The 19,956-nt window shown below is 37.1% G+C and carries 21 protein-coding genes; 4 read left to right on the top strand and 17 right to left on the bottom strand.

Features of this window, described 5'->3' with window-relative positions:
• Positions 1-26: 26 nt before the first annotated feature.
• The gene (locus V9G42_03600; GenBank protein MEI2758504.1) at positions 27-845 is read left to right on the top strand and encodes a T9SS type A sorting domain-containing protein; all 819 of its coding nucleotides are present in this window, start codon (positions 27-29) and stop codon (positions 843-845) included.
• A 17-nt stretch (positions 846-862) separates the two neighbouring features.
• Positions 863-1,102, top strand: coding sequence for an SBBP repeat-containing protein (locus V9G42_03595; GenBank protein MEI2758503.1), 240 nt, complete (start codon positions 863-865; stop codon positions 1,100-1,102).
• 155 nt (positions 1,103-1,257) lie between these two features.
• Here V9G42_03595 and V9G42_03590 read toward each other — a convergent pair whose 3' ends face one another.
• Positions 1,258-1,458, bottom strand: coding sequence for a hypothetical protein (locus tag V9G42_03590; protein ID MEI2758502.1), 201 nt, complete (start codon positions 1,456-1,458; stop codon positions 1,258-1,260).
• Between the two features lie 290 nt (positions 1,459-1,748).
• Here V9G42_03590 and V9G42_03585 point away from each other — a divergent pair, with 290 nt between their 5' ends.
• On the top strand, positions 1,749-2,252 hold the full coding sequence (locus tag V9G42_03585) for an N-acetyltransferase family protein (protein MEI2758501.1): 504 nt from the start codon (positions 1,749-1,751) through the stop codon (positions 2,250-2,252).
• On the opposite strand, the gene V9G42_03580 is transcribed toward V9G42_03585, so the two are convergent.
• The 9 genes from V9G42_03580 to V9G42_03540 form a co-directional block, all read right to left on the bottom strand.
• A complete protein-coding gene (locus tag V9G42_03580; protein ID MEI2758500.1) occupies positions 2,233-3,261 on the bottom strand; it encodes a dipeptide epimerase in 1,029 nt (342 codons plus the stop codon). The two genes, V9G42_03585 and V9G42_03580, sit on opposite strands and share 20 nt — an antisense overlap.
• Positions 3,262-3,315: 54 nt before the next feature.
• Positions 3,316-4,326: a hypothetical protein gene (locus tag V9G42_03575; protein ID MEI2758499.1), complete on the bottom strand. Its 1,011-nt coding sequence runs from the start codon at positions 4,324-4,326 to the stop codon at positions 3,316-3,318.
• An 81-nt stretch (positions 4,327-4,407) separates the two neighbouring features.
• Positions 4,408-5,772 carry a DNA repair protein RadA gene (radA, locus tag V9G42_03570; protein ID MEI2758498.1) on the bottom strand — a complete coding sequence of 455 codons (1,365 nt, stop codon included), beginning with the start codon at positions 5,770-5,772 and terminating at the stop codon, positions 4,408-4,410.
• A 35-nt stretch (positions 5,773-5,807) separates the two neighbouring features.
• Positions 5,808-6,227: a hypothetical protein gene (locus V9G42_03565; GenBank protein MEI2758497.1), complete on the bottom strand. Its 420-nt coding sequence runs from the start codon at positions 6,225-6,227 to the stop codon at positions 5,808-5,810.
• Positions 6,228-6,295: 68 nt separating this feature from the next.
• On the bottom strand, positions 6,296-6,784 hold the full coding sequence (gene rfaE2, locus V9G42_03560) for a D-glycero-beta-D-manno-heptose 1-phosphate adenylyltransferase (GenBank protein MEI2758496.1): 489 nt from the start codon (positions 6,782-6,784) through the stop codon (positions 6,296-6,298).
• On the bottom strand, positions 6,774-7,787 hold the full coding sequence (locus tag V9G42_03555; GenBank protein ID MEI2758495.1) for a lysylphosphatidylglycerol synthase transmembrane domain-containing protein: 1,014 nt from the start codon (positions 7,785-7,787) through the stop codon (positions 6,774-6,776). Before V9G42_03555 ends, rfaE2 begins: the two co-directional genes overlap by 11 nt.
• A gap of 13 nt (positions 7,788-7,800) precedes the next feature.
• Positions 7,801-8,151, bottom strand: coding sequence for an aspartate 1-decarboxylase (gene panD / locus V9G42_03550; protein ID MEI2758494.1), 351 nt, complete (start codon positions 8,149-8,151; stop codon positions 7,801-7,803).
• 21 nt (positions 8,152-8,172) lie between these two features.
• A complete protein-coding gene (locus V9G42_03545; GenBank protein ID MEI2758493.1) occupies positions 8,173-9,612 on the bottom strand; it encodes an aldehyde dehydrogenase in 1,440 nt (479 codons plus the stop codon).
• Between the two features lie 100 nt (positions 9,613-9,712).
• Positions 9,713-9,910, bottom strand: a complete 198-nt coding sequence (locus tag V9G42_03540; GenBank protein MEI2758492.1) for a T9SS type A sorting domain-containing protein — start codon at positions 9,908-9,910, stop codon at positions 9,713-9,715.
• 1,001 nt (positions 9,911-10,911) lie between these two features.
• Between V9G42_03540 and V9G42_03535 the strand changes: the two genes are divergently transcribed.
• Positions 10,912-12,210 (top strand): hypothetical protein, encoded by a 1,299-nt coding sequence (locus V9G42_03535; protein MEI2758491.1) that lies wholly within the window; start codon positions 10,912-10,914, stop codon positions 12,208-12,210.
• A gap of 9 nt (positions 12,211-12,219) precedes the next feature.
• On the opposite strand, the gene V9G42_03530 is transcribed toward V9G42_03535, so the two are convergent.
• The 7 genes from V9G42_03530 to V9G42_03500 all read right to left on the bottom strand — a co-directional run bounded on the left by V9G42_03530 (position 12,220) and on the right by V9G42_03500 (position 19,885).
• Complete coding sequence (locus V9G42_03530; protein ID MEI2758490.1) at positions 12,220-12,972, bottom strand: ATP-binding cassette domain-containing protein; 753 nt, start codon at positions 12,970-12,972, stop codon at positions 12,220-12,222.
• Positions 12,969-13,712, bottom strand: coding sequence for an ABC transporter permease (locus tag V9G42_03525; protein MEI2758489.1), 744 nt, complete (start codon positions 13,710-13,712; stop codon positions 12,969-12,971). The genes V9G42_03530 and V9G42_03525 overlap by 4 nt, the downstream gene beginning before the upstream one ends.
• Before the next feature lie 24 nt (positions 13,713-13,736).
• Positions 13,737-14,783, bottom strand: a complete 1,047-nt coding sequence (locus V9G42_03520) for a hypothetical protein (GenBank protein ID MEI2758488.1) — start codon at positions 14,781-14,783, stop codon at positions 13,737-13,739.
• Between the two features lie 71 nt (positions 14,784-14,854).
• On the bottom strand, positions 14,855-17,149 hold the full coding sequence (gene rnr, locus V9G42_03515) for a ribonuclease R (GenBank protein MEI2758487.1): 2,295 nt from the start codon (positions 17,147-17,149) through the stop codon (positions 14,855-14,857).
• A gap of 97 nt (positions 17,150-17,246) precedes the next feature.
• Entirely contained in the window at positions 17,247-17,546 is a 300-nt protein-coding gene (locus tag V9G42_03510) for a thioredoxin family protein (GenBank protein MEI2758486.1), read from the bottom strand.
• Positions 17,543-18,934 (bottom strand): MBL fold metallo-hydrolase, encoded by a 1,392-nt coding sequence (locus V9G42_03505; protein ID MEI2758485.1) that lies wholly within the window; start codon positions 18,932-18,934, stop codon positions 17,543-17,545. The genes V9G42_03510 and V9G42_03505 overlap by 4 nt, the downstream gene beginning before the upstream one ends.
• Before the next feature lie 63 nt (positions 18,935-18,997).
• On the bottom strand, positions 18,998-19,885 hold the full coding sequence (locus tag V9G42_03500) for a MerR family transcriptional regulator (GenBank protein ID MEI2758484.1): 888 nt from the start codon (positions 19,883-19,885) through the stop codon (positions 18,998-19,000).
• Positions 19,886-19,956 lie beyond the last annotated feature (71 nt).

Raw genomic sequence — 19,956 nt, 5'->3', positions numbered from 1 at the left:
ATTAGTTTTAAGAAAAATTTAAAAATATGAAAAATCAAGTTATTAAAACTATTTTCTTTTTGGTGCTTACAATATATATTTCTATTGGAATGGCTCAACCCCAATGGAAATTTCACATTGCATTTGAAGATGCAACAGGTGCTAAGGATACTATTTGGCTGGTTTATGATACGACTGCACATGGCACACTACCTACTGATACCCTTTTAGGTGAAGGTAAAGTAGTTATTGATTATTCTAAATTCAATGTATACATCTTCAATTATGATAATGATACCACAAAAACCTTTGCACTTCCTTATTTTTATTTCCCTGGACATAATGCATATATCTATGCTCTCAACTATCAATATCCGATAACTGTAAGTTGGGATACATCGCTCTTTCATGCATCATATCTTCCTGTTCAGCAAGGAGTATTTAATATAGCGAGAATGGATAACGATTATTTTTTTGCAATTAACAATTGTCTTGGTTGCCAATATTTTGATATGCTAATGGATGATAGTGCTTTTGCTCCAGCTTTTAGCTGGGGAAGTGCAAGTCAATTTCCATTAGACATTAATTTGCTTTATGACCCAACAATAGGACTTAATACCATATCAAAAGAGCAATATAAAATATTCCCTAATCCTGTAACAGATAATTTAAGAATCAGTATTAAAAATCATGTTGATAACATTCAGCTATCAGATTTAACAGGAACAGTGTTTAAAGAATACAGGCAAATAAATTCTGATGACTTTATTATTTCAATGAAAGATATTCCCAACGGAATGTACATAATACAAATTACAGATAACTCAAAAAATCAATATCATGAAAAGATTATCAAAACCAATTAGCGCAATGGTGATTTTTTATGAAAAAAATTATTATACTTTTGAAAAGAAAAGAATTCGGTAATATGAAAAAAAGTATAGTAATATCACTTATCTTAATAGTTAGGTTTACGGATTCTACTTCACAAACCCTGCAATGGGCTAAGCAATTTGGGGGCACACAAGCTGACATTGCTTTTAGTAACGCAATAGACCAGGCTGGTAATATTTATACTACAGGTTATAGTGGAATTCCAAGAAAAAAGTGGACAAATTATTAATGACCTCATGCAGCATGTTTGATAATGAACGCAACTTGGTTTACAAAAACAAAGTGCTGTTGAAGTAAAGTTCAATCCAATCTAAATTTTTAAAATAAAAAAGCCGCCCCGAACAATCGGGGCGGCTTTCATATCAGTGAAAGATATTACAGAAATTAATTTTTGGATTGCTTAAAAATGTTTGTCTGTGGCGCAGCCTTAAATGTAATGCGCGTTGACTCTGTCTGACGCTCTTTCAAAATAGCCTGTGCATGTTGTATTGCACTTTGATTTTTGAGCATAAACTCTTTGTTAGTTAAGTCTTTTGGGGTTACATTGATTCCCATTGAGATTAAGATTGCAAGTAATAAGTCCATAATTTATTTGTTTTGAATTTGTATGGGTAATTGCAAATCAATTGCCGCTATACTTATTTTTTTCTGTTCCTAAATCCAATTCTTGCTATTGTAAGATTTCCTAAATTAATTGCTGATTCTTAAAGAATAATTTATCATTTTATCTCTGAAAAAACAAAAACAAAGACTATTTTCATTTTAAGAATCGTTTGTAAGAATTTTAGCTCTGTCATAGTTTTTATCATCTAATAATTACCTTCTATTGAAAAATATCGTAATGTTTATATTTTTGTATGGCTATTCCACAACTTATGATAGAAATCAGATTAGCAACAACAGAAGATATTCCATTTATTACTGATGTTTATAATGATGCTATTATAAATACAACTGCCACCTTTGATACAGAAGTAAAAAGCATTGAAGACAGAATAATTTGGTTTAAAAATCACGATGAAAAGCATCCCATATTAATTGCCGAAGAAGATGATAAGCTATGTGGATGGGCTTCGCTTACCCAATGGAGCGACCGTTGTGCATATAATGGAACCGCAGAGGTTTCTGTTTATGTTCATAAGAATCATCGTGGTAAAGGAATTGGTAAAGCACTATTAGACATTTTAATTCTTAAAGGTAAAAGCAAAGGCTTACACTATCTGCTTTCAAGAATTGCATCAGGTAATGAGGCCAGCATTCATTTGCACACCATTTTTGGTTTTCGCTACATTGGAATAATGAAAGAAGTAGGTTTTAAATTCGGAAACTATGTTGATGTGCATTTAATGGAGCTTGTATTTACTGAACCCGCAAAGTAGATTCAACAGGCAATGCTCCTGTGCCAATATTGTTTTCAATAAAAATTTTCCCTTCATTATATCTGACTCCTGCAAAAGGATTATTGTTGATTAATAATGGGCCGTCAAGGTCAACCCAGTCAAACAATTGCTGTATAGCGGCAGCTGTTGCTATGCCACAACTACTCTCACTCATGCAACCCAATAATAATTTAGCATTTAGCTGTCGTGCTGATTTAACAATATCAAAAGCTTTTGATATTCCACCACATTTCATCAGCTTAACATTAACTCCATGAAAACAATCCATAATCTGCTTCAAATCACCAATGGTCTGAAATGATTCATCCGCTATTAAAGTAAATGCTATTTGTTGTTTTAATTGCAGCATACCCTGCCAGTCGTCAGCCGGAAGTGGTTGCTCAATAAAAGCAACATTCAGATTTTTCAGTTGTTCTGCTTTTTGCAAAGCAACACTTGCATTAATCCAGCCCTGATTAGCATCTACACAAATTGCCTTTCCGCTCAATGCTGCAATTTTCTTTATAAATTCAACATCGCCATCAAAGCCGGCTTTTATTTTCAGCAATTTAAAATCTGCTGCTTGTTTAACCGCCTGTTCTATATCATCCCCTTTGGTAATGGTATAACAACAATCAGGTGTTGGCAGATTTTTGTCAATACCAAAATACTCAGACAGTGATTGCTTGTTTTTAATTGTCCACCAGTCAAGAAAAGATCCATTAACAGCTGCTTTAGCAAAATAATTTCCCGATGATTTATATAAATTTCCCAGAAACATTTTTAATTCTTGTTCCGATGTTATTTCCGGAATCTTCAGCTGTTGAATAAATTGTATCACACTTTCCTGTGTTTCCTTCACATAGGGTGGCAAAGCAGCTTCACCCCAGCCGGTAATATCATTTTGCACTACTTTAATATATACGACTGATGTATGTGTTCTTATTCCTGAAGCCAAAACAAATGGCTTCCTAAACTGAAGTTGAAAAGGAATGGTGTTTATTTGCATTGCTGCAAAAATGCAACAATGATTAAACGATGCAAAATGTGTATCGCAATTTTCTTAGAAAGATGATTTTATTTTTCCCCAGTTAAAATCAAGCCTGTAGGCAACTTCAAGAGAAAGAAATGCGTATCCATCAGTCTTACGTGTATTGCCTCTTTGCGAAGTGGCAGCACCTTCAAATCCATTGGTGCCTTTACCTGAAGGGTCAGAGATATATTTTGCCAGGTCTTGCTTATATTCTTCAGGAAAGTTTGCTTTTATTTCTTCGTAGGTTGCATAGCGGTCACTAACATCATCTAAATAATCGGTAATAAATTTAATATAACTCAACTCTGCCGATAAGATAATATTCTTTGTTACACCCCAGCGCCATCCCATTCCAAGTGGAAAGCCGATATGCATTAAGTTATAGGGGTTTTTTTGTCCCAATTCACTATTGTAACCCTGTCCTTCTGTGCGCCATTCATCAAGATTAGTTTCGAACTTACCATCACGCTTTATTACATTACCTTGCCCGCTTTTCTCATCCTGATCTCTGATGGTGCCATCACTCCAAAAATAATAACGGTTGTTGATGTCAATGCTTCCATTAAATAAATCTGCTTTAGGACGTGCATAGTATATGCCAACACCTGCATAGAAATACATTGCTGCTCCCTGTGCATATAATGGTTTTCTTTTATTGGCATACAATGTATAGCTGACATGTGTTGACAAGCCATAAACATCAGTCCTGAAACTTAAACCCCTTCCGTAATTACGCAGTTGGTAACCTTTTTTATCACCAATAGATTTTGTTTCATCATAGCCTATGCGATGCCAGCTAAAACGTGCTTCAACAGATAATGGCTGATATTGATAACCTGTCTTAGCAGGGCTATTTAAAAAGTTGCGAACAGTAATAGCACCTCCGGGTCGTGTTGAAGTAGATTGCAATACTTCATTGTTACCCAAATCACCAAAATAATTGGTAGCACCACCCGACATGCCGATTTCTATGTTGCTTTGTGCTGATGCGCTAATGGTAAACGAAGCCATAGCTATAACTACTGAAATTAAGGTTTTCATTGTTTTTCTATTTAGATAAAGAAATATTTACCTACTAAAATATAATGGATTTTTTGAATAAAGAAGTCTTTGCAGAAAAAATTATCCGAAAAGCAATGAAAAAACTTCATCTACCCGTTCAACCGGATAAAGTTTAATGTTCTTAAACATACCTTTTTCGAAGGCTGCAAGGTTCTGTGCAGGGAAATAAATTTTTTTGAAACCAAGCTTTTCGGCTTCTTTTATTCTTTGTTCAATACGGCTTACCGGACGTGTTTCGCCCGAAAGTCCCACTTCACCTGTAAAGCATGTTAGTGGCTCAAGCGGAATATCGTTATTGCTTGAAAGGATGGCACAAATTACAGCCAAATCAATTGCTGGATCATCCACCTTTAAGCCTCCGGTAATATTTAGAAAAACATCTTTGGCACCTAACTTAAACCCACATCTTTTTTCAAGTACTGCAAGCAACATATTAAGTCGCCTTTGGTCAAAGCCTGTTGTTGAGCGCTGAGGTACACCATAAACAGCACTGCTTACCAATGCCTGTGTTTCAATCAACATGGTGCGCATGCCTTCAAGATTGCAGGCAATGGCAATGCCACTAAGTGCTTCATCGCGTTGCGACAGCATAATCTGTGACGGGTCTGATACTTCTTCCAGTCCATTACCCTGCATTTCGTAAATGCCAATTTCTGCTGTAGAGCCAAAACGATTTTTATGACTCCGCAACAAACGATATATATGATGTCTGTCGCCTTCGAACTGCAACACCGTGTCAACAATATGTTCCAAAACTTTTGGTCCTGCAATGACACCTTCTTTTGTTATATGCCCGACTAAAAATACAGGACAACCACTATCTTTTGCAAAACGCAGCAACTCTGTTGTGCATCCACGTATTTGCGATACACTTCCCGGTGAAGATTCTATCTGAGAGTGAAACATGGTTTGTATTGAATCTATTATAACCAGGTCGGGTTTTAATGTATTGAGATGCTGTAATATTATCTCAAGTGATGTTTCTGTAAGAAGATAACATTGATTGTGCAGGCCTGAATTAAGTCGTTCGGCACGCATACGGATTTGCTGGCCGCTTTCTTCTCCGGAAACATAAACTGTTTTCAGATTTTTTAATCTTACAGCAAGTTGAAGTAGAAGTGTGGATTTCCCTATTCCGGGTTCACCCCCTAAAAGAATAAGTGAGCCACGTACCAGTCCGCCACCAAGAACACGGTTTAATTCCTGATCGGGCAAAACAATACGCTGCTCCTGATGCAGCTCTATTTCTGTAATTTTTTCAGGCTTGCTGCTGCGTTTGTAGTTAACCTGTGCCGAAGAATTTCCGGAAGTGATAAGTTCTTCAACATACGAATTCCATTCACCACATGACGAGCATTTGCCCATCCACTTGGGTGACTGTGCTCCACAATTCTGACAAACAAAAACCGATTTTACTTTAGCCATTACAGCGTCTGAAAAAGAATGATGACGCTAAGATATCACTGTTTTATAAACTCAATCTGTGCTACTCCTCCTAATGGACTATCCGTAGCAATTTCCAATACTTTATTATCAATCTTTACTATTGACCACTTATGATTGTAAGTGTCGCCACCGGGATTTTGATTCAAGTAAGTAGTATTTTCTATCTTTAAAAAGGGTGATGTTAATGTAGCGTCTATTGAAAATGTGCCAACATCAGCTGTGTCACCATGACGATTGGGTTGATAGATTTTAATTGTACCATCTACGAAAATCCAGGTTTCTTCATTTTGTGGCCCAAACAATACTCTGTCCCAGGTACCAACAATATCGCTCTTTAATTTTTTTTCTGATTTAAAGAAGTGATTGCTTTCACAACCCATTAAGAGTAGTAATGACAAGGTAACAATTGGAATTTTTATAGTAGCCGGCTTCATAAGTTCTATAAATTGAATGGTAAATTTACAACAAACCTATCAAATTCAGAAACTTTATTTAAAATTTTTTATTGTTTGATGCGATTGAGCAGGGATGTAGTGGAATATCCCTGTGTTAAATCTATAGTTACCACCTTGCCTCCACGTTGTGTGACTATATCGTAGCCAACAATTTTTTCGATTTCATAATCAGCTCCTTTTACCAGCACATCAGGTTGAACGAGTTTTATCAGGTTATAGGGTGTTTCCTCATCAAATAATATCACCGCATCAACTACATGAAGCGAAGCAAGTACCATGGCTCGCGCTGTTTCATTATTAAGCGGTCTGCCCGGACCTTTCTTACATGCACCGGACTTATCGGAATTAAGGCCAAGAATTAATTTATCGCCATAGTTTTTTGCATGAGATAAATATTGTGTATGCCCCAAATGCAGTATGTCAAAACATCCATTGGTAAAAACAATCTTTTGATTTTGTAACCGCCAAATGCTTAGCTGCTGCATTAAGGCATGCTCATTAAAAATTTTCTTGCTGATTATCTCGTTATAATCCATTGTTGGTTTTAATTCTTCTTCCTGTTGCCATTAAAACAAAGAATCCTATTGCACCCAAAACTAGTACTAATATGGTTTGGTATCCATGAACAATGGTTGCATAAACAATGCCTTCAGTTTCAGAAATGCCATAGAGCATGAGTCCGCGAGAAACGATGAAATGAAAAGCCCCGATACCTCCTTGCACAGGTGCCGACATTCCCAATCCACCTATTACGAGAATAAAGAGTCCTGCTTTGGCATCGAGCATAGATGTTGAATCCAAGGCAAAAAAACACAAATAGGAGGCAAAAAAATACATCACCCAAATAAACAAGGTGTGGAAAATAAACAGCGACTTATTTTTCATTTTCGCTATTGATTTTATTCCATCAACAACCCCTTTAAGCAATAAGTTTATTTTTTCGAAAATGGCTTTACTCTTTCCGGAATGTTTAGAGAAATAGAAATAGGCAAAAATTGCTACGATGCCTATAACTAAAGCACCTGCTACCAAAGGAAGGTTTAAGTTTTGAAATTTACTCATCAAGGGTGCAGCGATGGTATCATACAAAAAACCACCAATGAGATGAAACTCCAATGCTGCAACAGCAAGCAATAACAAAAACAACATAAGAACATCCATGATGCGTTCCACAATCACTGTTCCGAACAATTCGTTAAACGGAACTTGCTCGGCTTTAGTGAGCATGCCGCAGCGTGTAATTTCGCCCAGACGTGGCACAGCCAAATTAGCAAAATATCCTGCACACAATGCCCAAAAGGTATTAATCAGTTTTGGCTTATAGCCTAAAGGCGTAATGAGCATATTCCATCGAATGGCTCTACTTAGGTGTGCAAGTATTGCAGCCACAACAGATGCCAGCAGCCAGCCGATATGCACATTTTCAATTTTCTGAATTACTTGTGTAAAATCCTGATTACGGAATGTAAGCCAAAGCATACCTATTCCGGCAACCAGAAACAGTGCATACTTAATTACTGAAATAACTTTTTTCTTCAACCTTTGTCCGAATTTATTTTACAGGTTGATTTTTTTCATCAGGATAAACCAAAACAGGCTTAAAATTTTTGGCTTCTTCTTTTTCCATCATGGCATAGGATGCTACAATGACGATGTCGCCTAACTGCACCCTGCGTGCCGCAGGACCGTTAAGGCAAACTACACCACTGTTGCGTTCTCCTTTGATAACATAGGTAACAAATCTTTCACCATTATTAATATTAAGTATCTGCACCTGTTCGTTTTCAATCAGGTCGGCAGCATCCATCAGGTTTTCATCAAGGGTAATACTTCCCACATAATGCAACTCGGCCTGGGTGACCTTTGCCCTATGGATTTTCGATTTCAATACAGTTATAAGCATAATGGCGGCAAAAGTAATATGTTAGAGTTTAATGCAGATGTTTTTTTCTTCGGTAAAAAATTTCAAGGCTTCAAAGCCACCTTCGCGGCCAATGCCGCTCTGTTTTACTCCACCAAATGGTGTCCGCAAATCGCGTAAAAGCCAACAGTTTATCCACACAATGCCGCTATGCAACGCTGCTGCCACTTTATGTGCCTTTGTCAGGTTGGTTGTCCACACGGTGGCTGCCAGTCCATAAGGGGTGCTGTTAGCCATCATCAAAACCTCCTCTTCTGTGTCAAACGGTGTGAGTGTGACAACAGGTCCAAAAATTTCTTCCTGATTGGTGCGGCAGTTATAGGGTAAGTTTTCAATTACTGTAGGCTCAATAAAAAAACCCTCTTTACAGCGACCTTCCGGCTGTATGGCTTTGCCTCCGGTTAAAATTACACCACCTTCTTCTCTGGCAAGGTCAATGTATGAAAGTATTTTTTCAAAATGTGGTTGTGATACTATTGCTCCTAAAAAATTTGTTTCATCTTTTGGGTCGCCTGTTTTTAGTCCCTTTATTTTGCTGACAAATGCCTCTTTAAATTTATCATAAATACTACGCTGAATAAATATGCGTGAACCACAAAGGCAAATTTCGCCCTGATTGCTGAAAGAAGATTTTATAGAAGTAGCTACTGCATGATCAAAATCGCAGTCAGCAAAAATGATATTTGGATTTTTTCCTCCTAATTCAAGAGACAATTTCTTAAACATAGGAGCAGCAATTCTTGAAATTTCTGCCCCGGTCTTGGTGCCACCAGTAAAACTAATTACGGGAATATCGGGATGCGAAACTATGGCGCTGCCAACGCGTGGACCTGTGCCGTGAATAATATTTAATACACCGGCAGGAAGTCCGGCTTCAATACAAAACTGACTAAGCAAAAATGCCGTTACCGGTGTAATTTCACTGGGTTTTGCAACCACACAATTTCCCGATGCTAATGCAGGCGCAATTTTCCAGGTAAACAAATACAAAGGCAGGTTCCAGGGTGAAATACATCCTGCAATTCCGATTGGCTGACGTAAAGTATAATTAATTGCCGTGTTCTCCATGGCATGTGTTTCGGCAGCAAGATGCAATGCAGCAGTAGCATAAAAATGAAAATTTGCAGATGCACGTGGAATGTCCACTTGTTTGGCAAGCCACACAGGTTTGCCGTTGTCAAGACTTTCGGCTTCGGCAAATCGTTGCAGGTTTTTTTCAATCAGTGCTGCTATTCTCAGCAAGAGGTCAGAGCGTTTTTTTACAGGCATAGTACTCCATCCCACAAAGGCCTGCTTTGCTGCATCTACAGCCATTTGTACATCACGTTCATCACTGTCTGGTATTTGTGAAAAAACTGTGTTGGTAGATGGATCTGTATTATCCATCCATTTCTGACTTATGGGTTCTACCATCTGTCCGTTAATGTAATTCAACAATTTCATGACACGAAGATAGGTGTCATTAGAAAACAGCTTGTGGTTTTAAAATAAAAATTAAACAGGCTCTTAATTCTTTACTTTGTGTTTTTTTGGGGGAGAGCTGCTACTCAAACACTATCTTCCCGTTATAACTCTTTTTATTATTACTTAGCACAACATTATAAACTCCTTTAGCCTCCTGCTCCAAATTCAATTTTATATTACCTTCATTCATCTGTAATGTTTTTTGCTGAATGAGCTTTCCTTTGTTATCACAAATGGATAAAACCAAATTTTTTTCGTTTACAAAATCATCAGGCACTAATCTAATTAGTTATTATGTAGAATTTGCAGCTAACTTTAATACTTTAAAAAACATACTCAAGCCCAATGTAACTTGTAGGTAAAAAGGCATCTGTTATTAAAAAGAAACCAGCAAAAGAACCAATACCCGCACCAGAATACACATGGAAATTATTCCAAATATTATAGTCAACCCCTAGCGAAATGGTATTTTCAATGATTAAATCTTTATGTTCAGTAACAAAAGGAGGCCCATGTTGATATTCTTTATATTTTACTTTAAAAATCGCATAATTTAATTGACTAAAAACGTTTAACCTTTTTGCTTTCTCGACCCAATAATATCTATAACCAAAATTGATTCCGAATGATTCCTTTTCATATATATCAACAGGGTCTCCTTTAATTCTTTTTAAAATTAAAGAATATTCTGGCCCGAAATAAAAATTATGTTTGTCAAATACAAATACAATTACAGGTGAGTGATGAATTATTTTATAGTTATAATAAAATGAGTAACGCGCAGATTATTGAAGATTTTTTTTACTACTATCTTGACAGTATAATTTATTTGAAATAGAGGTAAGTTCTAATCCGAAAATTGTAAATAATATTAACCTTTTTAACACTAATTGAGAATTATTTTATCAATAATAGTGTTATCTCCTAAAAATCCCTTTAAGTAGTACATGGAATTCCAACTCGATGCTTGTAGGGTGGCCTGCATTTGTGCATGTGCAAGGGTGCTAACAAAAAATATTAATGCAGCAAGGGCAACTGCTGTTGCGGGGGAGGGGTAAAAACTTTTTCATTTGGCAGAGGATTTTAAAATTCGATTGTAAATATAAAGTTTGTTTTTGAAAGGGCAAATAAATGTGAAACATCCATTCCTATGGACTTTGAAAAATTTCCAAATCCCATACCCTTCACTTATTAAAAAAGAATTGTTTATTAATTTCTGATATATAGCAAATGACTATTTAAATGCAAAATACTTTTACTCAAATAAAAATACAGCGAATGAGAAAATTATACATCAGCATTCTTTTTATAATTAGTGCAGGAATTACACAGGCACAGATTGACAACCTGAGCAATATGAGTCCGGAGTGGATTCGTACAGGAGCCAGAAATGCTGCAATCAAAGGTAGCGATTTGGTAGTTTATAGTCCGGCAACATTAACTCGTTTGGAGAAAGGGTTGCATATAGGTTTTGGCAATCAGATTTTCATGCGCAAGCCATCACACACCTACGATTTAGGTTGGGGCGAAATAAAAAGAGAGCAAGATGGCAATGATTATTTTGTGCCGAATCTGTTTATTTCATACAACAAAAACAAATGGGCACTGTGGGGCGGTGTATATATTTCAGGTGGTGGTGCCACAGCAAATTATCCCGAAGGCTCTTTAAACACAGAACTCATTGGCCTGTCGCTTCTCAGTGCTTTTCAAGGTGCCTACCTTGGAACAGGATCTCAATATCTTAAAGCATCTTCATTATATCTTACTGGAACCGCAGGATTCAGCTATGCAATAAACGAGCAGTTTTCTGCAGGCTTAGGTGTGCGCTACATCAATGCCACCAACAAAACAAAAGCAGGAACAGAGTTGATTGGCGATTTCGGCAACCTTCCTGTAAACATGGAGCAGGAAGATAACGCTAACGGCATTGCAGCAGTTATAAGTTTAAATGCACGGCCCATTGAGAAACTAAATATTGCAATAAGGCTTGAAACAAATACCAAGTTAAATTTTAAGACCAAACAAAAAGTGGACGACCTGGAACAATCATCAGGAGGCATGGCAGAGTTAGTTACTGATGGTGCCGAAAACAGACGCGACCTTCCGGGGTTGGCAGGCATAGGCTTTGGCTACGAGTTCAGCAAGTCTTTCAGGGCAACGGCAGAAATGAACTACTACTTTCAACAACATGCAGACTGGGGCAAACGTGCCGATGGGAAAAGAATAAATACTCTTGCAGGTGATGCTATGAACTTTGGAGGAGGATTTGAGTGGATGTGGTCAAAATATATAACATGGAGTGCAGGTGCGGTTTATACCATGCTCGATTTTAATGATATGGCAGGCTACTACACTACCGTTGGTGCTTTTGAAACAGCACCGTATAACAACCTTACTGTAAACACAGGTTTTGCAATAGACTTATCAGAAAAATTCAGAGTGAATTTAGGTGTTGCAAAAGCTTTCTATAAGAAAGATAAAACAGTAGCTATTGAAGCTATGGCACCTTCTGTGGTTAAGGCTGAATTAAACAATGATGTGTTGATGCTTGGCGCAGGAATTGATGTTAGATTCTGACAGGAATTATCAGAAATGTTTTTTTACTGCCTGCATCCAGCGTGAGGCAAAAACAAAATCATTCAGTTCTTTATTTTCAGAGTGCATGATGTCTTCATTATTTCCTTCCCAGAATTTTTTGCCATTATAGATAAAAATAATCTTCTCGCCCATGCTCATCACCGTATTCATGTCGTGTGTGTTGATGACAGTAGTAATGTCGTATTCTTCTGTAATTTCTTTAATGAGTTCGTCAATGAGAATTGATGTCTTAGGGTCGAGACCTGAGTTGGGCTCATCGCAAAATAAATATCTTGGATTCATAGCAATGGCTCGTGCTATGGCAACACGTTTTTTCATACCACCGCTGATGGCGCTTGGTAAAAGATGATTAACATTTTCGAGGTTTACCCTATGCAGGCAAAAGTTTGCACGGTCGCGCTTTTCTGCAGTTGTCATGTTAGTAAACATTTTCAAAGGGAAAGTAACGTTTTGCTCTACGGTTAATGAATCAAACAATGCTCCTCCCTGAAACAACATTCCTATTTCCTGACGAATGAGTTTGCGTTCACCAAAAGTCATCTCCGAAAAATTTCTGCCATCGTATAAAACTTTTCCTTTATCTACTTCAAACAAACCTACAGCACATTTCATCAATACAGTTTTTCCTTGTCCGCTACCGCCAATTATCAGGTTGATTTTGCCCTTATCAAATTCGCATGTAACATCTTCAAGTACTTTTTTGTTACCGAAAGATTTGGATATGTTTTCTACGGTAATCATGCAAGTATGAGTTGGGTTAATAAGTAATCAAAAATCAGAATTAAAATGCTGCTGTAAACAACACCTTTTGTACTCGACTGGCCTACTTCAAGCGCTCCACCACTTGTATAGTAACCATGATAGGCTGGTACAGAAGTAATGATAAATGCAAACACTACTGTTTTAATCATAGCAAATGTTACATTGAATGGCAGGAACTGATTTTGTATTCCTTTTAAATAATCTGCAGATGGCACTACTCCGGAAAGATCACCGGCAACCCATCCGCCTGTAATACCAACAATCATACTGATGATAACAACCACAGGACATATTAATAATGCTGCAATAATTTTTGGAAGCACTAAATATCCTGATGAGTTTATACCCATTATTTCAAGTGCATCAATTTGCTCGGTAACACGCATGGTACCAATTTCTGATGCCACACTGCTACCTACCTTTCCTGCAAGTACAAGCATAATGATAGTTGGAGAAAATTCAATGATGATACTATCGCGTGCAACAATACCTACAGCCCACAAAGGCACCATTGGGTTTACTAAATTATAGGCACTTTGAATGGTAATGACGGCCCCCATAAAAGCAGAAGTAAGTGCCACCAGCCATAATGATCCTATGCCCAGATTAACCATTTCGCGAAAAACCTGACGTACATAAATTAATAACTTTTCGGGTTTATAAAAAAGGTTTCTTATAAAACCGAAATAGCGTCCAATCTCAAATAATGTACCTTTCATCAGTAGCGAAGTTATTAAAACAACCTATTTTACCTCTTTTAAAAATACTAAGTAAGTAGGAAAGTGATCACTGTAGCCGCCAATATATCTGCTGAAGTCGAATGTTCGGAGCGGATAACCTTTATAGCGCCCGCTCTTCTGTAGCATAAATTCTCTTTTGAAAATATGAGCATCCTTAAAAAAGAATCCCTGCTGATTTTTATTTAACCAGCCTGATGATATCATTATCTGGTCAAAAAGATTCCAGGCATCGTTGTAGGCAAGTGTACCTATTCCTTTAGTGTAAAAATCAACCCAGGGGTTGTACATACCTCCACGTTCTACTTTGTCTTTGTTGCCTACAGCCCCAATTACTTTAGTAACACTTGGACTTAATGGGTCATCATTCAAATCGCCCATTAGAATAATTTTAGCATCAGCATTTAATTTTGTTATTGAGTCTATTTTGTTTTTGCAAACGGAAGCAGCCTTAGCTCGTGATGGTGCAGAAGCTTCTTCGCCTCCTCTGCGTGATGGCCAGTGTCCAACAAGAATATGTATAGGCTCTCCCAGATACATCCCATAAACATAGAGAATATCGCGGGTAAAGTATTCCGGATTTTCTGGAGTACGCAGGTCAATAAACAATGGCTCACTGAACTTAGGAGTAAAATATTTTGGGTTATACAGCAGACCTACATCAACGCCTCGTTTGTCAGGACTGTCATAATGCACAATTTTCAGATTTCGTGATTTTAGTTTGGGTTCATTAACCAAATCCCTTAATACGCTTTCATTCTCAACTTCTGCACAGCCTAAAACAGAAAAACCATCAGGTGACTCGTCTTTACCTATCAGAGATAGTACATCAGAAAGTTTGCCTAACTTATCAAGATATACTTTTCCGGTGTAATTGTTAGAACCGGTCGGGGTAAACTCTTCATCATTCACATCGGGTTGATTGATGGTATCGAACAGGTTTTCCAAATTATAAAAGGAAATGACACCTACCTGGTAGTTTTTCTTTTGCTGCGCCTGAAGGGCTGTGGCCATGGAAATTATCCATGCCGTAATAATTATCTTTTTTAGCATGGCACAAATCTAAAAAACGTCATAATGCTGTGGCTTGAAAATATGATGATTAAAATTATTTTCCGAAAAACCTATCTTTTGCTTTTTTCACCCCTCTTTTTATTACCTCTAAACTTGCCTGACGAAGGAAATCTTTTTTTATCACTGCGTTTAAATGGGGAAACTTCATGTAAACGATCCTTATCATAAAGAATAAAATCCACTTGTTTTTTAATAATGTCTGTGCTTTTTATCACTACCATCAGCTCATCGCCCAACGAATACTTTTTTCGGGAGCGATGTCCCACAATACAAAAGTTTTTCTGATCGTATTCATAGTAATCATCATTCAGGTCACGAAGCCTGATCATGCCTTCACACTTATTCTCTTCTAACTCAACATAAAGACCCCATTCTGTGACACCGGAAATTACTCCTTTAAAAATTTCATCTTTTCGTGCTGCAAGGTATTGAACCTGCTTGTATTTAATTGAAGAACGTTCTGCATCGGCTGCATTAATTTCACGCTCTGTACAATGACGGCATTTTTCTTCATACTCTTGTTGCGACACACTTTTTCCGCCATTAGAATAATAATCCAACAATCGGTGAACCATCACATCAGGATAGCGCCTGATGGGAGATGTAAAGTGTGTATAATAGTCGAACGCCAATCCATAATGACCAATATTTTCTGTAGAATAAATAGCTTTAGCCATACTTCGGATTGCCAATTGCTCAATCATGCTTTGTTCCTTTTTTCCTTCTACCTCTTTCAACATTTTGTTGAGTGAATGAGCAGTCTCTTTTCCTGATGCAGTACTTATCCTATAGCCAAACTGTGCTGCAAAAGTTTTAAAGTCGTTCAATTTCTCTTCAACCGGCACATCATGAATTCGATAAACAAAAGTTTTTTGCGTTTTATCTTTTTTACCTTTTGCAATGCCTTTGCCAATAAATTCTGCCACATGTCTGTTGGCAAGCAACATAAACTCTTCTATCAGTTTATTGGAGTCTTTACTCTCTTTAAGAAATATGCCTACCGGATTTCCTTTTTCATCAAGCCTGAATTTTACTTCTGTTTTTTCAAAACTTATTGCCCCCTTACGGTGGCGCTCTTTGCGAAGTAGCTGTGCCAAACGATGAAAAACCTCAATTTCTTTTACAAACGGGCCTTCCCCGGTTTCTATAACCTGTTGTGCTTCTTCATAGGTAAAACGATGATCGGAATAAATTACTGTTCTGCCAAACCACTCATTCAAAACTTCTGCTTTATCATTCATTTCGAAAACGGCTGAAAAACAAAGTTTCTCCTCTTTAGGACGAAGCGAGCAAACCATATTTGACAGTTTTTCGGGCAGCATAGGGATAACTCTGTCAACTAAATAAATAGAAGTTGCTCTGTTAAAAGCTTCTTCATCCATTGCACTTCCAGGTTTTAAAAAATGTGAAACATCAGCAATATGAACACCCATTTCCCAGTTGCCATTAGGCAATTGCTGAATGCTTAATGCATCATCAAAATCTTTTGCATCAACGGGGTCAATCGTAAAAGTGGTAACATTTCTGAAGTCTTTCCGTTTTTTAATTTCTTCTTTTGAAATTGTGTCAGAAATTTTTAATGTCTCTTTTTCTACTTCATCAGGAAAAGATTCCGGAAGTCCATACTCAACTATGATGGCATTCATTTCTGCAGTATGTTCGCCTGGAGCACCTAATACCCGAATTACTTTTCCTTCGGGGTTGCTGGCATCGGCTGACCATAAAGTTATCTCTGCAATTACCTTATCGCCATTACGTGCACCGTTGAGTTGTTTTCCGGGGATAAAAATATCTACATGCATCTTAGGATCATCACATACCACAAATGCATAACTGCCGGAATGTTGTATGGTACCTGCAAACTGTATTCTGCTGCGACTGATAACTTCAACCACTTCCCCTTGCTGCCTTTTACCTTCGCGATGTGCTAATAAGCTAATTCTAACTTTGTCGCCATTCAATGCATTTGACATGAGGTGTGATGGAATCTGAATGTCTTCTTCAAATCCTTCATTCATCACATAGCCTTCTCCTTTTGACGTTACTTGTATGTTTCCTTCAATAAATCTTTCTGTAGGCAATAATTTATAACGAAACTGTTGAACTTCAAGTAGCTCTCCATTTTCATACAATTCTAAAATTAAAGATTGTATTGTTTCATCTAAATAATGTTTATCGGCATTCAGAACTACTGAAATATATTCTTCGGGCAAATTTATTTCTGCCTTGCGCCAAACCTGTTTGGGATTAAATGTAGCACGTGGATGTTGCAGAAAAACTTGCAGCAGTTCTTGCTTTAATTTTTCGAGTTGTGTTTTTGTGAATTTTATATTTTTCTTTGACATGTTTTCGTTTGATTGTAAAATTACTTTTAGTGAAACAGATGTTAGTTGTAATACAAACTAAATAACAAATGTTTTCAACAGCAAAATAAGAAAGGGCTCAGGCTTTTATAAACTCCTTTAACTCTTTTGCTAATTCCTTTGCATACTTAAATCCATTCATACGCCACACCTGTTTTCCATTAACAAAAAGTATTAGCACAGGCACACTCATTATTTCAAAAGTTGCAGCCTCTTCCGCAAACCGGTCAATATTGATTTTATGGATATTCAAATCGGGAAGTTGCTGTTTCAACTCCTCCAAAACCGGATTGAGCCACTTGCACGGTTCGCACCAATCTGCATAAAAATCTATCAATACACTGGTATTGGATGCAGCTATTTCCTGAACTGTGTTCACATCACAGGTTGTGAAGTTTCTAATGATATGTTGCAATCTTTAATCTTTCCAAAGCCTCCATATACATTAATTACGTTTTCAAAACCATTCTTTTTAAGCAATGATGCTGCTATCATACTTCGATATCCTCCACCACAAAAAATCAGATATGTTTTTGATTTCTCCAACTTATCGTAATGCTGTGGAATATCGCTCAATGAAACAAAGATTGAATCTTTTACATGCGATGACTCATACTCACCGGGCTTTCGTACATCCAAAGCAGTGTATTGTCCTGTTCTCAGCAAAGTGGTAAATGTGGTTGCATCAACAGAGCTTATGGTATGAAACTCCTGTTTATTGTTTTTCCAAGTTTCTATTCCTCCTTCAAGATAACCAACAATGTTTTCGTAACCCACACGTGCTGCACGGAGAATACTCTCTTCTTCTTTTCCGTTTTCTGAAACTAACACTATTGGTTGTTGAATTGCAATTAACGTCCCCACCCAATTGGCATACTGTCCATTGAGTCCTATATTTACTGAACCCGGAATAAAGCCCTTCTCAAAATCATCTGCATTTCTTGTATCGAGAATCAACGTTCCGCTGGCAATTAAATTTTTAAATTCTTCTAAAGCTAAAGGTTTTGTATTTCTGACAATTACCTCTTCAATTGGCAAGTAACCTTGTTTGTTGATTCTGGCATCTTCAAAAAAATAATTGGGTGGAGGAAGAATTCCTGTAGTCAGATTTTTTATAAATGAAGTCTTGTCTGTTTCTTTCAAATAATAGTTCGATTGCTTTTGCTGCCCTATGGTACTCCATGTTTCTTTTCCAATGTTTTTACCACATGCAGAGCCCGGGCCGTGAGCAGGATAAACAATGACACTATCCGGTAAATTTTTTATTTTAGTATTTAGTGAATCAAACATTTTTTCTGCTAAAAACTCTTTTGAAATACCACTACCATCAAGCAGGTCGGGTCTGCCAACATCACCAACAAACAAAGTATCGCCTGTAAAAATGCAATGTGGATTCTTGTTTTCATCAAGCAGCAAATAGCAGGTTGATTCTAATGTATGTCCGGGTGTATGAATAGCTTTAATGGTGAGCTTACCAATAGTAAATTCTTCTCCATCTTTAGCATTATGTACAGGATAGTTGGTGTGTGCATCGGGGCCATAAACAATCTTTGCACCTGTCTTATTTGCTAAATCAATGTGCCCACTGATAAAGTCGGCATGAAAGTGTGTTTCAAAAATATGCGTTATGTGTGCATGTCGCTGTTCAGACAAAGACAGATAAGGAGTTGTCTCTCGAATAGGATCTATTATTGCTGCTTGCCCATCTGATTCGATATAATAGGCTGCTTCGGCAAGACAACTTGTATATAATTGTTGAATAAACATGTTTATATTAGGATTTAAAACAAAGCTACACTTTTTAAAATAATGAATGAAATAAAGTAATGATTAATTAACCCTGTTTTCAATATATTGAATAAAGTCATCAAAGTCAGATATTACCTGAACATTTTGTGGCAGATGCAAACTTCGGTTTACCGCCTGTGCACCGGAAAGTAATATTCTGCTTTTTGAAAATGTTTTTGAAATCTGGACAATAAATTCTTCTATGGCATTAATTTTTATGCAGGATGTTAATGTTGTCACAATAAAATCCGGTTGACAACATTCGTGAGCACAAATGATATGATCAATTGGCAGGTTAAGACCCATATAGACTGACCTATGACCACGTTGTCTAATTACAAAGTGTGCATATAAAAGTCCTAATTCATGAGGTTCGTTTGGAGGCAGAAAGAGCAAAAATCTTTTAGCATCTGGAGATGGTGACAAGACTTGCTTGTCTATTGCAGCAATAATCTTCTGTCGCACAAGATTGGTAAAAAAATGTTCGTAGGCAGGAGTGATGGAGCCTGTCTGCCACAGCAATCCTATTCTGTATAAAAAAGGAAACAGGATTTTTGTCATTGTAATTTCCAGCCCGTTTGTTTCCAGATATTTATTTAATAGATGTTCAAACGTGTCCTCATCAAGCCTGACCATACAATTCAATAATGCGCTGAGATTAATATCTGCATCATTGGCTTGCTCTACTAACGATAAAACTTTATGCTCGATTTCATTAGGTTTAAGACACGTTATTTTAGAAATCTTAAAACCCATCTTATTCAACAAAGAAACATTGAGCATCAATTTTAAATCATTCTCTGTGTAATAGCGGATATTAGTTGCCGTACGCTGTGGCTTAATGATACCATAACGCTGCTCCCAAATACGAATGGTATGTGGTTTTATTCCTGTAAGAATTTCTATGTCTTTAATCGAAAACCGGTTCAACTGAGTGGGGTTTGAGGTATAAACACCTATTGTGTTTAAAAGTTTTAGCCTTTTGTTTGGATACTTGAATC

This window comes from Bacteroidia bacterium (assembly GCA_037045145.1).
Lineage (GTDB): Bacteria > Bacteroidota > Bacteroidia > AKYH767-A > OLB10 > OLB10.
The sequence above is the reverse complement of the archived record's forward strand: the minus strand, read 5'-3'. Positions and strand labels throughout refer to the sequence as shown.

Bases quoted from the DNA above. Each gene is read 5' to 3' on its own strand.
- V9G42_03600 (MEI2758504.1), top strand. From the start codon at position 27: ATGAAAAATCAAGTTATTAAAACTATTTTCTTTTTGGTGCTTACAATA.
- V9G42_03595 (MEI2758503.1), top strand. From the start codon at position 863: ATGAAAAAAATTATTATACTTTTGAAAAGAAAAGAATTCGGTAATATG.
- V9G42_03590 (MEI2758502.1), bottom strand. From the start codon at position 1,458: ATGGACTTATTACTTGCAATCTTAATCTCAATGGGAATCAATGTAACC.
- V9G42_03585 (MEI2758501.1), top strand. From the start codon at position 1,749: ATGATAGAAATCAGATTAGCAACAACAGAAGATATTCCATTTATTACT.
- V9G42_03580 (MEI2758500.1), bottom strand. From the start codon at position 3,261: ATGCAAATAAACACCATTCCTTTTCAACTTCAGTTTAGGAAGCCATTT.
- V9G42_03575 (MEI2758499.1), bottom strand. From the start codon at position 4,326: ATGAAAACCTTAATTTCAGTAGTTATAGCTATGGCTTCGTTTACCATT.
- radA (MEI2758498.1), bottom strand. From the start codon at position 5,772: ATGGCTAAAGTAAAATCGGTTTTTGTTTGTCAGAATTGTGGAGCACAG.
- V9G42_03565 (MEI2758497.1), bottom strand. From the start codon at position 6,227: ATGAAGCCGGCTACTATAAAAATTCCAATTGTTACCTTGTCATTACTA.
- rfaE2 (MEI2758496.1), bottom strand. From the start codon at position 6,784: ATGGATTATAACGAGATAATCAGCAAGAAAATTTTTAATGAGCATGCC.
- panD (MEI2758494.1), bottom strand. From the start codon at position 8,151: ATGCTTATAACTGTATTGAAATCGAAAATCCATAGGGCAAAGGTCACC.
- V9G42_03545 (MEI2758493.1), bottom strand. From the start codon at position 9,612: ATGAAATTGTTGAATTACATTAACGGACAGATGGTAGAACCCATAAGT.
- V9G42_03535 (MEI2758491.1), top strand. From the start codon at position 10,912: ATGAGAAAATTATACATCAGCATTCTTTTTATAATTAGTGCAGGAATT.
- V9G42_03530 (MEI2758490.1), bottom strand. From the start codon at position 12,972: ATGATTACCGTAGAAAACATATCCAAATCTTTCGGTAACAAAAAAGTA.
- V9G42_03525 (MEI2758489.1), bottom strand. From the start codon at position 13,712: ATGAAAGGTACATTATTTGAGATTGGACGCTATTTCGGTTTTATAAGA.
- V9G42_03520 (MEI2758488.1), bottom strand. From the start codon at position 14,783: ATGCTAAAAAAGATAATTATTACGGCATGGATAATTTCCATGGCCACA.
- rnr (MEI2758487.1), bottom strand. From the start codon at position 17,149: ATGTCAAAGAAAAATATAAAATTCACAAAAACACAACTCGAAAAATTA.
- V9G42_03505 (MEI2758485.1), bottom strand. From the start codon at position 18,934: ATGTTTATTCAACAATTATATACAAGTTGTCTTGCCGAAGCAGCCTAT.